Below are 15,118 nucleotides of genomic sequence, written 5' to 3' on the forward strand. Positions count from 1 at the left end.
TGATGAAGCTTTTAAAAATAAATTTGGAATCTAATCAAAACTGGATTGATGAATTACGAAGTAAAGATTTTGATGCTAAAAAGATATTTAAAGATTTGAGTTGTTATTTAATGAAAAGTGATGGAGAATTAGATGTATTTGATACAGTGAGAATGATGGATGAAAATTTCATGCAAAGTGACTTTACTGTTTTTTTATCTCATTCGCATGACGACTTAGAGGATGGGAAAAAAATAGCAACCATTTTAGAAGAAAGGGGAGAAAAAGTTTTTATTGATAGTTTATATTGGAATCACTTCGAAAGTTTGCTTAAACAGATAGATGATCAATATTCGAAGAATCAAAATGACAACTCGTATGATTATCAAAAAAGAAATATTACTACTGCTGTAGTGCATACATTACTTTTTATTTCGTTACAAAAGGCGATATATAAGTGTGATAAATTTATATTTTTAGATTCCAAATCTGTTGATAAAATAAAAGTGAGTGATCGTAAAAGTACAACATCACCTTGGATATTTTTAGAACTAGAGATAATTAATATGATTATTCAAATTAATAGTTCAAACATATTTAAAAGAGGATTTTATAATAAAGATATTGCTTTTAATTTCGATATAAAAAAACTCCTTGAAAACTTTAATGATATCAAAACGAAAGAACAATTACTACTGAATATTGTAGGTAAAGAGAATGAAAGATAGTACAATAAAGTTTCTTGAAATGATACAAACAATTATTAATAGATTAGCAAATAATAGTTTTCAATTTAAAGGTTGGTTTATAACTTTAATTGTTGCTATTAACATATTTGACTTAACAAAACCATCATTAAATAAAAAACTAATAATAATATTGATAACTATTATATTTTTAATTTTTGATATGTATTATCTTTATTTAGAGAAGCTGTATAGAAAATTGTATGTTGCAGCTTTGTTAGGACAAGTGGAGGACTTTGATATGAATATTGAACGATTTAAAAATAAAAGGTTATATTTTAAAACTCTCTGTTCTGTTTCAGCTTACCCTTACTATTTTACTTTGCTTTTTATCACATTATATATAATTTATAATCATTTTCAAATTTATTTCAGAATAACATGGAACTAAACTGCGGACTTTTAATAAAAATATAGTGAAAGAGGTATTATATGGGGGTAACTAAAAGAAAATATAATGGAGAAAACATAAGAATAATAAAAGAGATTACTTCTTCTTTGAATAAAATTGCTATTTTGTTACCAAAAAAATTTAATGAATATGAAATTTTGAGAAAATATCAAGAATATTATCCGTTTGAATGGAAAATGTTAGTCGAAAGGCAAGAAGTTTATCGAGAAATAGACAATTTTTTAATTAAACAAAATAAAAAAAAGAGATACAATCCCGAATCACCAGAAGCTTACTTTTATAATCATCCGAAAGTTAAACAAATGCTTTCTAATGGCTTCCGTTTAAAACATGCACAAAGTTTAAATGAACCAGATATAAAACAAAAGAAACAACAAATAATTAGTCAAAGAAAAAAAGCTATAAAAAAGCAGGACGAAAAGATAAAGGCAGCAAAAATAAATGCTCAAAACGTAAACCCTAATTATCTTGATAAGTTAATGAATGCTTATCATAAGAAAAAATTGAATGCTGAAGAAAAATTAATAATTTTAGATGAACTTACTAGATTTGATACTAAAAAAATCACGACATTTTTCAGAAAAATAAATGCTTCAGAAAGAAACATGACACTAAGACATTTTGCTTTTTTTCATTTACAGTCATATGGTCACTATGTAACTTTAAGAAAAGGTTTCAAAGGGAAGAAGAAAAGTTATATGATTGAGGAAGCCGATTTAAGCGATAAAACACCTGAAGATTTATACAATTTAATAGCTACTCAAAAAACTATAATGTGTCAAGAATATGATTACTTTATATCTCATAGTAGTAAGGACAAGGAGTTAGTGAGAAAAACGATACAAAAACTTAATGGAGAAGGTAAGTTTTGTTATTGTGACTGGACTTTGGATGATACATTTTTAAAAAGAGATTTAGTTAGTGACTACACTAAAGAAGTATTAAAATTAAGAATGAGACAAAGTAAAAAAATGATTATTATCAAAACAAAAAACTCATCGTTATCTTGCTGGGTAAATTTTGAGAAAGAATATTTTGAAAGTCTGGGCAAAGAAATTATTATAATAGAAAAATGAAATTTCAAGGATGGGATTATATGAATGGTACTATAAATAAAGAAGCTTTTATTAAAAAATATCTTAAAGCTGTAAAAGATGGTGATGCAGCAATTTTTGCAGGAGCTGGTACATCTATAAGTTCGGGATTTTTAGATTGGAAGTCTTTAGTAGAAGAATTTGCTAAAGAAATCAACTTAGATGTCAATAAAGAGCATGATTTAACAAAGGTAATGCAATATTATTATAATGCAAATAATCAAAAAAGAACTCCAATAAATTTAGCTATTGCTGATAACTTTTCAAGTACTAATTTAAATAAAACAGTAAAAGCGATGGCAAAACTACCCATTTCTGTTTATTGGACAACTAATTACGATACATTGATTGAAGAAGCACTTAAAAAATATAATAGATTAGCTGATGTGAAAAGCCAAACAAGTCAATTATCTTATAAAAAAAACAACAGTGATGCCACAGTTTATAAAATGCATGGAGACATTAACGATCCTAATAATGTTGTTTTTATAAAAGATGATTATGACTCCTATGAAGAAAAAAGGTCATTATTCACGACCACTCTAAAGGCGGATTTAATTTCTAAAACTTTTTTATTTATTGGCTTTAGTTTTGAAGATCCTAATTTAGATAGAATATTATCGAAAGTAAACATGCTTATTGAAAATAATACTAGAGACCATTATTGTATTATGAGAAAAGTTAATAAAACAGATTATAGTGATAACAAGAACTATGAATATAATAAAGTAAAGCAAGAGTTGAAAATAGATGACATGGCTAGGTATGGCATTAAAACTCTTTTGATTAATGAATACGATGAAATTCCTGAAATACTAGAGAATATTTACGACTTACAATTAAGAGATTCAATATTCATTTCAGGAAGTATAGAATGCTATGATGAAAATTGGCGTAAAGAAAAGGTAGATGACTTTTGTTATAATTTATCAAAACGACTGATACAGAATGAAAATGTAGTTATATCAGGTTTTGGCTTAGGTATAGGATCTAATGTTATTAATGGAGCTCTTTCAGAGATATATGAAAAAAAATATGGTCATAGTGATGAGTATTTAAAATTGTATCCATTTCCTCAAGATCATATAAACCATACAAAACTAAAAGAATTATGGAAGAGATATAGAGAAACAATAATTTCTAAAAGTGGAATTTGTATATTTATATTTGGAAATAAAAAAGTTGATGGAAAATGTTTGACTGCAAATGGGATGTTTGAAGAATTTGAAATTGCATTTGAACAAAATAAAAAGGTTATTCCTGTACCAACTACAGGGTATATGGCTGAAATAATTTATAATCACCTTGATAAAAATAATGAAATTCCAGATTATTTATTAAAATATAAGGATAAATTATTGAAAGTAAAAAATGATGGACTTATAGATTTGTTGGTAGATGTAGTAGAGTATATACAAAGTTACGGGGTGAAATAATGAGTAGAAGAGTATACTTTAGCTTTCATTATGATAATGATATTTCTAGAGTAATGACAGTAAGAAATAGTGGATTAACAAAAAATGATAAAGTTATGGGCTTTATAGATAAAGCTGAATTTGAAACAATTAAGAGAAATGGAAAAATAGCAGTGCAAAATTGGATAGATGGACAATTAAAAGGAACTTCTGTAACAATTGTTCTTGTAGGAGCAGAAACTTTAAATCGACCGTATGTACAATATGAAATTTTAGAAAGTTTAAAAAGAGGAAACAAAATTATCGGGATAAGTATAGGTAATATTAAAGACTTAAATGGTTATAAGAGTACCTCTCAAAGCTTTTGTAAAAACATTGGTGAAGACGAGTTCGGAAATTCAATATGGTTTGATGATATTATTCAAGGAAAATACGATTATATAATTGATGATGGTTATAACAACCTCCCACGTTGGATAGATGATTCTTTTAAATAATACATCTTATAAAAAGAGTGTCGGTTTTTGAAGACACTCTTTTTTGCTATGCAATTTTTCGGATTCTTCCATGCAATAGATTGCACATCTACATAGTTAAGAAATCGCTTACAATAAAGATATAGGGAGGCTATTAACTTGTTGAGTAATAGACAAATGAATATGTTGCATCTTCTGATTGAAGAAGATGAGTATAAAACGATTGTGGAGTTAGCTGAACGGTTTGATGTATCTCAACGTACTATCCAATATGATTTGGAAGGTATTGAAGATCATGCAAATCGTTTTAATTATCGTGTGTATCGTAATAAATCATCAGGTGTGAAGGTTGAAGCATTAGATGATTATTTATTGGATGATGCTTCTCATACATTACGCGTACATTATACGAAAGAAGAACGTGTTTTAAATATTACGTTGAAATTATTTGAGTCTGAAACACCGATTTCTTCTAATACATTGGCTGAAATGGTTAATGTTTCTAGAAGAACAATCGTTGACGATTTAAAGGCTGTACAAGAATGGTTGAATACTTATCACTTGGAATTAAACTACGTTAAGAATAAAGGTTTTAACATTCAGGGACATGAAGAAGATTATCGTAAAGCATATGCACATCAGATTCGCGCTTATTTTCGTAATGCTGTTCCTTTTGCACGTTCTGGATTGTTTTCTGAAGATGAACTCATGAGAGTGAGACAAACTGTAGTAGATACTTTGAAGAATGAACACTATCACTTAGTACAATCGGCGACCGATGGTCTGATCTATCATGTGTTAATTGCCTTACAACGTTTAAAAGAAGACTTCTCTTTTGATATTCCAGAAGATGAAGTTAAACGATTGTCTAAAACACCTCAATATGAAATTGCTTCAAAGATGAAAGAGAACTTAGAAAAAGAATTCAAAATCGAGTTTCCAAAATCAGAAGCCATTTTTATTACGTTACATTTATTAGGTTCAAAAGTTTCAGATGATGATAACCCAGGAAATAATTCTGAGTTACAAACGTGGGTCACAGAGTTAATTAAACAAGTCAGCATCATATTATGTATCGATTTAACAAACGAACATAAACTACTCAACAACTTAATGATTCATATGAAGCCAGCAATACATCGTTTGAAGTTTGATATGACTCAAAAGAATCCATTAAAAGACGAAATATATCAACGCTATCCAAACGTTATAGAAGCAATTGAAAGTCATATAGATATCTTGGAAGAACCGCTTTACATCACCTTCTCCCAAGACGAACTCGCCTTCATCGCGATTCACTTCGCATCTAGCATTGAACGCGTCTCAACACACGACAACAACAAAATCAAAGTCGTTCTATTATGCGGTTCAGGTATCGGCACCTCCCAACTACTCAAAAGTAAACTCGCCAATACTTACCCGGAACTAGACATCGCAGATGCGTACTCAGTTTATCAAATTAACGAACAACAACTATTAAATGAAAAAGTAGATTACATTATCTCTACAGTTTCTTTTAATATCGACAGCATTCCAGTCATCCATGTGGATCCATTCCTAAACAAAAGTTCACGAGATAAACTGAATCACATGATTAATCAAGCAAGAGAACAACGCATTGCGATGATGAACGAGATGGGTGATGACTTACGTGCTTTACTACCAAAGCATCGTATTTCAATAAATAATGAGGCATTAAACAAATCACAAGCGATTGATGTCTCAGTTCAATCACTTGTTGAAGACAATATCGTAAAACCAGCATATGCGGAAGAAATTAAAATGCAGTTTGAAAAATTCGGTTCATACATGGTGATTAGTCCACATATCGCATTGATACATGCGAGTACAGACCAAGTGATACAAGGTGCAGGGTTTGCGCTGACCTACTTTAAGCATGGTATTACATTCGGTCATCCCAATCATGACCCAGTGCATGTAGTTATTACCTTAGCGACGAAATCACCTAAGGTTCATTTAAAAGCATTAGGACAACTTAGTGAATTACTGATGAACAAAGATTCTCAAGCAGCATTTCTAAAAGGAAACGTAAGTGAAATAAATGAATATATTAACCAAGTGAGTATGAAAGGGGAGTAACACGTGGCACTCGACATTTTGACTAAAGATAAAATCAAAGTGCAAGACCAAGTTCCAGACTGGTCTCAAGCTATTACTGAAGCAGCACAACCTTTGTTAGAACAAGATTACATCGAGACAGGCTATATAGACGCGATGATTGACAGCGTTAAAGAATTTGGACCTTACATTGTGATTGCGCCAGAGATTGCGATTGCGCATGCGAGACCAGAAGATAATGTGAATAAAGTAGGTTTAAGCTTACTGAAGTTAAATGAATCTATCAATTTTGCTGAAGATAGTCATTACGCCTCATTAATCTTTGTATTAAGTGCGACAGATAATACATCACACTTAAATGTCTTACAAAGTTTAGCAGGTCTCTTAGGTAATAAAGAAGTTGTAAATCAATTATTAGCATCAAAAAATAGCGACGAAATTATCGAAATTATAAAGGAGAATGATTAAGATGAAAATTTTAGTAGTATGCGGACACGGATTAGGTAGTAGTTTCATGGTAGAAATGAACGCACAAGAGGCGTTAAGAAATATTAATGCACCATCAGATATTGAAGTTGAACACAGTGACATTATGACAGCTAGCCCTGATATGGCTGACTTATTTATCTGCGGCCGTGACTTAGAAGAAAACGCAGAACGTTTAGGTAACGTGTTAGTACTGGATAACATTCTTGATAAAGATGAATTACAAGAAAAATTAGAAGCTAAATTAAAAGAAGATAACCTTATCTAATTGAAGGGGAGGGATAAGCCATGCAAGCGATCTTAGATTTTATTGTCGATATACTCAGTCAACCTGCAATTCTTGTTGCGCTTATTGCACTGGTAGGTTTAATTGTTCAAAAGAAATCCGCTTCACAAATTACTACAGGTACAATTAAGACAATTTTAGGTTTCTTAATCTTAAGTGCTGGTGCAGATGTTGTAGTAAAATCATTAGAACCATTCGGTAAGATTTTCCAACATGCTTTTGGTGTACAAGGGGTCGTACCAAATAACGAAGCGATTATTTCATTAGCATTAAAAGACTATGGTACAACAGCTGCATTAATCATGGTATGTGGTATGTTAGTGAACATCTTAATTGCACGTTTCACTAACTTGAAATACATTTTCTTAACAGGTCACCATACATTCTATATGGCAGCATTCTTAGCAATCTTACTTACAGTAGGTCATATTAAAGGTTCATTAACAGTAATTATTGGGGCTATCATTTTAGGTTTAATTATGGCAGTCTTCCCAGCATTGCTTCAACCGACAATGCGTAAGATTACAGGTAATGATCAAGTCGCATTAGGACACTTTGGTTCTATTAGTTACTGGGCAGCAGGTGCTGTAGGTAAATTGTTTAGTGGTAAATCTAAATCAACGGAAGATATTAAATTCCCTAAAGGGTTAAGTTTCTTACGTGAAAGTACTATCAGTATTTCATTAACAATGATTGCATTGTACATTATCGCTTGTCTGTTTGCGGGACCTGGTTATGTACATAGTGAAATCAGTGATGGTCAAAGCTTTATTGTATTCTCATTAATCCAAGGTGTAACATTCGCAGCAGGTGTATTCATCATCTTAACAGGTGTACGTTTGATCTTGGCTGAAATTGTTCCTGCTTTCAAAGGGATTTCAGAGAAATTGGTACCGAACTCTAAACCAGCTTTAGACTGTCCGATTGTCTTCCCATATGCACAAAATGCAGTATTAATTGGGTTCTTCGTAAGTTTCATCACTGGTGTATTAGGTATGTTCATCATGTTCCTAATTGGTGGTGTAGTTATCTTACCAGGTGTAGTTCCCCACTTCTTCTTAGGTGCTACAGCAGGTGTATTCGGTAACGCAAGAGGCGGAATTAAAGGTGCAGTTGCAGGGGCAGTGATTAATGGTTTATTAATCACATTCTTACCATTACTGTTCTTGCCATTCCTAGGAGATCTAGGCGTAGCTGCAACAACATTCTCAGATACAGACTTCTTAGTTGTAGGTATTGTCTTTGGTAATATCGTTAAATTCTTAGGACTAATTGGCGCTATCATTGCGATTGTAGTCATTGGTGCTGCAGCATTTATCTTACAAGGCAGAGCGAATAAAAAAGCAGAAAGTAAATAACATAATTTTAAGAACCAGCTATTCAGAGTAGAGTAGCTGGTTCTTGTTTAGATTCGATGTATTAATAACTTATTCTTAATCATTATTTGATTCTATGAAGTATTGCACCTTTTTCTTTATCTTCAGTTTCTGAAATCAAGCCACCATCTGTATCATACATCTTAACTTGTTCAATTATTATTTTGTTAGAATTAATAATACCAAAATAAAAATTGAAATGACCGTAGTCACTTGTTATTTTAACAGTGACTTTATTATCATTTTTAGGGTTGATAACTTCATATGAATATTTGCCTTTTTGATTATTATGTTCACTAATAACTGTATTATTACTTTTAAAAGTATAACTAAGACCATCTTTTGTTTCCCATTTGCCTGTTATAAATTGTTTATCCCCATTTTCACACCCTGTAAGTAAGATAAAGCTTAATAATATAGTTACCCCTAGCTTGATTAAATTTTTCATTGCTTCCCCTCGCCCTTTAATGTAGTGAATTTAATTTAGTTAAAGTAATTATATATTTGTTCAGCTCAAAAGACTATATAAATCAAAAAATATATTCATTCGTGCTATTTTGTAGTAATGCGTATAAGAACAAAGTACTATACGAATTTTAAAGGGGAGAAAGAATTAATAATGTTAAACTTAAAACAACTTTACAAAGAGTATAAAAAAGAAATTGAAGGGATTAGAAATGGACCAAGGTTTAAGTTGGATAAAACGACAATAAATACCACAATCAGTAAGGAGGCTAGAGGAGTATATGGATTGTGGCATAATAATAAATTAATATACATAGGACAGTCGGGAATGGGTAAGACTCAAAAATTAGCACAAAGGGTAAGACAATATACTAATAAAACTGATACTGGGATTAAAAATATGAAAGAGTATTTGGAAAATAATAATATTGAGTATAAGGAATTAGAGTTTTGTTATATTGAAATTGAAGAGAAACCTCTAATATTAATAGTTGAAACTGTGCTTATAAGTTATTTCCAGAAAGCATATCCTGACAGTATGGTTGTGAATAAGAAGTATCTAGAGTAGCAATGACTTTATAAATGATAATTTTTTCATTTCGAGTTGTTCATATTTTGGGGGTTTGTATTGAAGTATGTTGTTAACTAATTGACAAAAATTCTTAATCTACTGATCTTCTTTGGTTTTAAATACAAGAAACATAATTAAGGTAACCACTAAAGGAAGTAGGAAGGCATCAGCTAAGTCCACCTTTCTGTCGAAGATAAACATCATCGAGTTGTAAATAATCAAAGCTAGTATGTAGAATAGTATGAATCTCACAATCCCTTTCATAGAATCACCTCTCAAAAGTTCTTGTTATTTAATAATTATAACAAACAATAATAATTTGTTTTAGTGTTGATTTTAAAGGTGTATAAAATCATTGGTTAACTCACTGTTTTTACATGACTTATAGTAAAATAAAAAAGAAAACTATCAAGATATACATAAGGGTGAGACGTGAAAATGGCTGATATTAAATTATTTGATGTGAATGGTGACGATGTAAGGGAATTAACAGGGCAATCAGTGACAATTGAGAAGGAACTTCAAACGATGATTGAGAATCATTTGGAGACTTTTTAAGGAGTTAAATTTCTCGCAAGTGAGTATACAACAGGAAAAAGACATGGCGGACGTATAGATACATTAGGCATTGATGAAAATAATGTACCTGTGATTATTGAATATAAACGTACGACTAATGAAAATGTGATTAATCAAGGCTTATTTTATTTGGATTGGTTGCTTGATCATAAAGGTGAATTTCAAATGAAAGTAATGCAACAACTAGGTAGAACAGCTTCTGAAGAGATTGATTGGTCGAATCCACGCTTAGTTTGTATCGCAGGTAACTTTACTAAGTATGATGAACATGCGGTTCAGTTGATTGATCGCAATATTGAGTTATATCGATACAGCTATTATGATAATCGCTACTTATTATTAGAACTTGTAAATGTGAATACACCGCAAGTGAAACCAGTTGTACAATCGACAAGTCATCATAAAGCGAGTCATAAAAGTTTGTTTTTAATAAATGTTGAGTTAGCTTCAGATGAACTAACACAGTTATACGATGATTTATATAACTATGTTATGAGCTTAGGGGATGACGTGCAGTTTAAAGCACAAAAGTTCTATGGTGCCTTTAAACGTATTAAGAACTTTGTGTGCGTTGAAATGTTGCCGAAGAAAGGTATTATTCTTATGTATGTCAGAATAGACACGACAGATATAGAATGGGAACCAGGATTTAGTAAAGATATGACACACATAGGTCATTATGGCACTGGTAATGTCGCCTTAACATTGAGAAACAAAAAGGATTTAGAAAAGGCTAAGTCATTTATTGAAGCGAGTTATGAGAATAACTAATGAATGGTACGTATATAATGATGTACATGTGTTAAAATGATAGGCAATTGATAGTAGGGAGGAACTGTTGATGACTCAGCAGTTCTCTTTTTTAATAGGGCAAGAAAAATTGAAATTTTTTCAAAAAAAGTAATGACAGCCCTTACAAACTCAATTATAATAAAAGTGGTTATAACCAGAGGTGATAAAAATGAATAACTCTAAAGCTCCGTTATATTTCCAAGTGTATGAAGATATAAAGACTCGGATTGTAAACGGTGAATATGAGGAAGGAGCAAAATTACCATCTGAAAGAAAATTATGTGATTTGTATGATGTGAGTCGTATTACGATTCGTGAGTCACTGGATCGTTTGGAACAGGAACAAATGATCAGACGTGAACATGGAAAGGGCTCGATTGTACTAGGAAATCATTATACACAAGTGTTAAACAGTCTTTATAGTTTCAAAGATGAGATTGAGAAGAATGGAAAGCAGGCAAGTACGAAAGTAATCAGTATGGAACGTATTGATGCGACGCCATTCTTACAAGAGAAAATGGGCTTAAAATCATTTCACTCAGTGTACCGTTTAATACGTTTAAGGCTCGCAAATGACCAGCCGATGATTTATGAAATTACATATTTACCAGTAAGATTATGTGAAGGGTTGGATAAATTCGATTTTAACCATCACTCACTCTATGAAACATTAGATCAGTATTATGATATTCAGATTGATAATGCATATGAAAGTTTAAGTGCGATTAAATTGAATAAGAGTATTGCGGATTTATTGAATGAAAGCATTAACGCAAGTTGTATGTTCATTGAACGTGTCAGTTACGTTAAAGGTGAAATCATTGAGTATACGCAATCTTATGCAGGTGGTAATAATTACAAATACACAGTGCAGCTGCTTTAAGCTCTGTGTATTCATAATACAACTGGTTATGACAACATAACAACATAGTAGGAGGTAGAATCATTTTGAAGACAACAGATACTTATAGAGAAATACAACAACAGCCTTCTGTGTGGAAGAAAACGTTCGATATTGTAAATGATGTTTCAGCGGATTTCAAACGATTCATTGAAGCCATTGAACATAATGAATCGACTGACAAATTTAAAGTTATTTTCACTGGCGCAGGTTCAAGTGCATATGTCGGCGACATTGCGCGTTTGGCCGTGGATAATAATAAATTCCCGAAATGGAGCTTTGAATCTGTACCGACAACACACTTTGTGACAAATCCGGGCACATATATCGACGATGCAACAACATACTTAGTGGTTTCCTTCGCAAGATCAGGTAATAGCCCTGAAACGCAAGGCACAGTAGAATTATTTAACCAATTGTCACAACACGTTTATCACGTTTTCATCACAAACAATAAAGAAGGATTCTTAGGACGTTACGCAGATACTGAGAATGCATTCAAAGTTATCTTGCCAGATGAAACGAATGATAAATCACTCGCAATGACATCAAGTTTCTCAACTATGTTATTGGCAGCATGCTTATTATTCAGTTCAGAAGAAATCGATGAAGCTTACTTTAAACGTGTCGAACAGAACTTCAGTTGGATTGATGCACATGCAAGAGAAGTTGCAGCGCAACCGTTCAAGAAAATCTTTTATGCCGGCACAGGCATGCAAGGTGAGTTGACCAAAGAAGTCAGCTTGAAACTAAACGAGTTGACTGCAGGTGCGATTGAAATTGCGAAAGAAACTACACTTGGATTCAGACACGGTCCTAAAGCTGGTTTGAATGACAATGCATTATTCATCATGTTGAGAGGTTCAAATGACTATCAACGTCGTTATGAAGCAGATGTGATTCATGAAATCGATATGCCAGAACGTAACTATCAAATCTTAGTGTTAGACGGTAAAACAAGTGATGATGCATTCACATTTACTTTCCCAAATGCTGAACATGACAGTGATTTAGAGTTGACGCTTGCGTATTTGATTTTCGGACAGTTATTAGCGTTTTATAAATCTGTTCAATTAGGATTGAATCCAGATAACCCAAGTCCAAATGGATTTATCAACCGTGTCGTTAAAGGTGTCACGATTTATCCATTTAAAGCTTAAGACACAATATTCAAGGAGGCGAGCTTGTTGAGTAAATTCACAGTGGAAGAAGAATTTATGTTAGATGGAAAGCCTTTGAAGATTTTGTCAGGTGCGATTCATTATTTCAGAGTGTTGCCTGAAGACTGGGAACATTCTTTGTACAACTTGAAAGCCTTGGGCTTTAACGCCGTTGAGACATATGTACCGTGGAATTTTCACGAAACCGTTGAAGGTGAGTTCGACTTTTCTGGGACGAAAGATATCAAACGTTTCATTCATACGGCTGAAGCTATTGGTCTTTATGTCATCATCAGACCTTCTCCATACATTTGTGCAGAATGGGAATTCGGTGGTTTGCCAGCGTGGTTATTAACAAAACCAAACTTACGTGTGCGTTCGCGTGATCCGCAATTCTTAGAGTATGTGGAGCGTTATTACGACCGATTGTTTGAAATCTTAACACCGCTTCAAATCGACCATCACGGCCCCATCCTCATGATGCAAGTCGAAAATGAATACGGCTCTTATGGTGAAGACAAGACCTACCTCAGTGCACTCGCCCGCATGATGCGAGACCGCGGTGTAACAGTACCGCTATTCACATCAGACGGCTCATGGCAACAATGTTTAGAGGCCGGCAGTCTCGCTGAAGCAGAAATTATACCGACAGGCAACTTCGGTTCGAAATCACAAAAGCGTTTAGACAACCTGCACAAGTTCCATCAACAATTCGGCAAAACATGGCCGCTAATGAGTATGGAATTTTGGGATGGCTGGTTCAACCGTTGGGGTGACCGTATCATTACACGTCAAAGCGATGAATTGATTGATGAAATCGGTGAAGTATTAAAACGCGGTTCCATTAATCTCTACATGTTTCATGGCGGCACGAACTTCGGATTTTGGAATGGCTGTTCTGCACGAGGACGTATCGATTTACCACAAGTGACATCTTATGATTACGATGCACCTTTAGATGAAGCAGGCAATCCAACCGTGAAGTACTACAAAATTCAACAGCTGGTACACAAGCTTCATCCAGAGATTCAACAAACAACACCGAAAGTGAAAACGTTGATGTCTAAAGATCATATCACGTTAACTGATAAAGTCAGCTTGTTTAACATCCTAGACGACATCAGCCATCACAGCGAAAGCTTCTATCCAGAATCTATGGAGACTGCTGGAACAGGCTATGGTTACATGGTTTATCGTACACAGTTGAAACGAGCGACTAGACAAGAGTATTTAAGAATCGTGGATGCGAGAGACCGTGTCCAATTGTTCTTAGACAACGAAAAAGTCTATACCGCCTATCAAGAAGAAATCGGTGACAAGTTTGAAGTGGCATTAAAACAACCTGTCGTTCAAGCAGATGTGTTAGTCGAACATATGGGACGTGTCAATTATGGTTATAAACTCGTCGCACCGACACAACGTAAAGGTCTCGGTCAAGGTTTGATGCAAGATCTGCACTTTGTACAACAATGGAAACAATTCGCTATTGATTTTGACTTGTTAGAAGACAAGCACTTTGAACAAGCATGGGAAGCAGACCAACCAAGTTTCTACAGATATCAATTTGACATAGAAACACCTGAAAGTACTTACTTAGATGTAAGCGGTTTCGGTAAAGGCGTTGTATTAGTGAACGGTTTTAACATAGGTCGTTACTGGAACATAGGCCCGACACTTTCTTTGTATATCCCAGGTGCATTATTGAAACAAGGTCAAAATGAAATCATTATTTTCGAAACAGAAGGACAGTACTCAGAGGAAATCCGCTTATTACAAGCACCTCAATATATAGCCTCAAAACGTAAGGAGAGAACATCATGATTATAGCAAACAGAATTGACGGCCGTTTAATTCACGGTCAAGTCGCAAACTTATGGGCAACGAAACTGAATATCACACGTTTTATGGTAATTGATGATGAAGTCGCTCAAAGCACAATTGACAAGCAAGGCTTGAAATTAGCAACACCTGCAGGTGTACGTTTAAGTGTCTTGCCTGTAGCAAAAGCAGCTGAAAATATTTTAGCAGGCAGATACGATTCACAACGCTTAATGGTCATTGCGAAGAAACCAGATCGTTTCTTAGAACTGATCAATCAAGGTGTTGACCTTGATGTATTAAACGTAGGTAATATGTCTCAAACAGATGAAACAAAGTCTATTACCCGTTCAATCAATGTAACGGATAAAGATATTAACGACTTTAAAGCAATTCAACAAAAAGGCGTTAAGATAACTGCTCAAATGGTTCCAAACGATAAAGCAGAAGATTTTATGACATTAATTAAGGGATAGTCAGGAG

General features: G+C 33.2%; 15 protein-coding genes. 14 read left to right on the forward strand and 1 reads right to left on the reverse strand.

Translation table 11 applies throughout. The features are described 5' to 3' along the window. The first annotated feature begins 2 nt into the window (after positions 1-2). The 8 genes from HMPREF2846_RS02725 (at position 3) to HMPREF2846_RS02765 (ending at position 8,331) form a co-directional block, all read left to right on the forward strand. Complete coding sequence (locus HMPREF2846_RS02725) at positions 3-707, forward strand: TIR domain-containing protein (RefSeq protein WP_070625591.1); 705 nt, start codon at positions 3-5, stop codon at positions 705-707. A gap of 450 nt (positions 708-1,157) precedes the next feature. Continuing rightward, positions 1,158-2,213, forward strand: coding sequence for a toll/interleukin-1 receptor domain-containing protein (locus HMPREF2846_RS02735; protein ID WP_256274081.1), 1,056 nt, complete (start codon positions 1,158-1,160; stop codon positions 2,211-2,213). A gap of 20 nt (positions 2,214-2,233) precedes the next feature. Next, on the forward strand, positions 2,234-3,667 hold the full coding sequence (locus HMPREF2846_RS02740; protein WP_070625595.1) for an SIR2 family protein: 1,434 nt from the start codon (positions 2,234-2,236) through the stop codon (positions 3,665-3,667). Beyond that, positions 3,667-4,143, forward strand: a complete 477-nt coding sequence (locus HMPREF2846_RS02745) for a TIR domain-containing protein (protein ID WP_070625597.1) — start codon at positions 3,667-3,669, stop codon at positions 4,141-4,143. Before HMPREF2846_RS02740 ends, HMPREF2846_RS02745 begins: the two co-directional genes overlap by 1 nt. Before the next feature lie 138 nt (positions 4,144-4,281). Then, positions 4,282-6,222, forward strand: a complete 1,941-nt coding sequence (locus HMPREF2846_RS02750; protein WP_070625599.1) for a BglG family transcription antiterminator — start codon at positions 4,282-4,284, stop codon at positions 6,220-6,222. Between the two features lie 3 nt (positions 6,223-6,225). Beyond that, entirely contained in the window at positions 6,226-6,669 is a 444-nt protein-coding gene (locus HMPREF2846_RS02755; protein ID WP_002480170.1) for a PTS sugar transporter subunit IIA, read from the forward strand. 1 nt (position 6,670) lies between these two features. Further along, positions 6,671-6,955, forward strand: a complete 285-nt coding sequence (locus HMPREF2846_RS02760; RefSeq protein ID WP_002480169.1) for a PTS sugar transporter subunit IIB — start codon at positions 6,671-6,673, stop codon at positions 6,953-6,955. A gap of 20 nt (positions 6,956-6,975) precedes the next feature. Further along, the gene (locus HMPREF2846_RS02765) at positions 6,976-8,331 is read left to right on the forward strand and encodes a PTS ascorbate transporter subunit IIC (protein ID WP_002480168.1); all 1,356 of its coding nucleotides are present in this window, start codon (positions 6,976-6,978) and stop codon (positions 8,329-8,331) included. An 82-nt stretch (positions 8,332-8,413) separates the two neighbouring features. Here the strand turns inward: HMPREF2846_RS02765 and HMPREF2846_RS02770 are convergent, their stop codons facing one another. Beyond that, entirely contained in the window at positions 8,414-8,797 is a 384-nt protein-coding gene (locus HMPREF2846_RS02770) for a hypothetical protein (protein WP_070625601.1), read from the reverse strand. Between the two features lie 171 nt (positions 8,798-8,968). On the opposite strand from HMPREF2846_RS02770, the gene HMPREF2846_RS02775 reads away from it, so the two are divergent. The 6 genes from HMPREF2846_RS02775 to HMPREF2846_RS02800 all read left to right on the forward strand — a co-directional run bounded on the left by HMPREF2846_RS02775 (position 8,969) and on the right by HMPREF2846_RS02800 (position 15,111). Further along, positions 8,969-9,382, forward strand: coding sequence for a hypothetical protein (locus tag HMPREF2846_RS02775; RefSeq protein WP_023014777.1), 414 nt, complete (start codon positions 8,969-8,971; stop codon positions 9,380-9,382). A 651-nt stretch (positions 9,383-10,033) separates the two neighbouring features. Beyond that, complete coding sequence (locus HMPREF2846_RS02780; RefSeq protein ID WP_371099730.1) at positions 10,034-10,735, forward strand: DUF5655 domain-containing protein; 702 nt, start codon at positions 10,034-10,036, stop codon at positions 10,733-10,735. A gap of 190 nt (positions 10,736-10,925) precedes the next feature. After that, a complete protein-coding gene (locus HMPREF2846_RS02785) occupies positions 10,926-11,639 on the forward strand; it encodes a GntR family transcriptional regulator (RefSeq protein ID WP_070462979.1) in 714 nt (237 codons plus the stop codon). 62 nt (positions 11,640-11,701) lie between these two features. Then, complete coding sequence (locus HMPREF2846_RS02790; protein WP_070625603.1) at positions 11,702-12,817, forward strand: SIS domain-containing protein; 1,116 nt, start codon at positions 11,702-11,704, stop codon at positions 12,815-12,817. Between the two features lie 27 nt (positions 12,818-12,844). After that, complete coding sequence (locus HMPREF2846_RS02795; RefSeq protein ID WP_070625605.1) at positions 12,845-14,638, forward strand: glycoside hydrolase family 35 protein; 1,794 nt, start codon at positions 12,845-12,847, stop codon at positions 14,636-14,638. Then, positions 14,632-15,111: a PTS sugar transporter subunit IIB gene (locus HMPREF2846_RS02800; protein WP_031262332.1), complete on the forward strand. Its 480-nt coding sequence runs from the start codon at positions 14,632-14,634 to the stop codon at positions 15,109-15,111. The genes HMPREF2846_RS02795 and HMPREF2846_RS02800 overlap by 7 nt, the downstream gene beginning before the upstream one ends. Positions 15,112-15,118: the final 7 nt, after the last annotated feature.

It is taken from the genome of Staphylococcus sp. HMSC056G08 (assembly GCF_001812305.1).
Taxonomy (GTDB): Bacteria; Bacillota; Bacilli; order Staphylococcales; family Staphylococcaceae; genus Staphylococcus; species Staphylococcus simulans.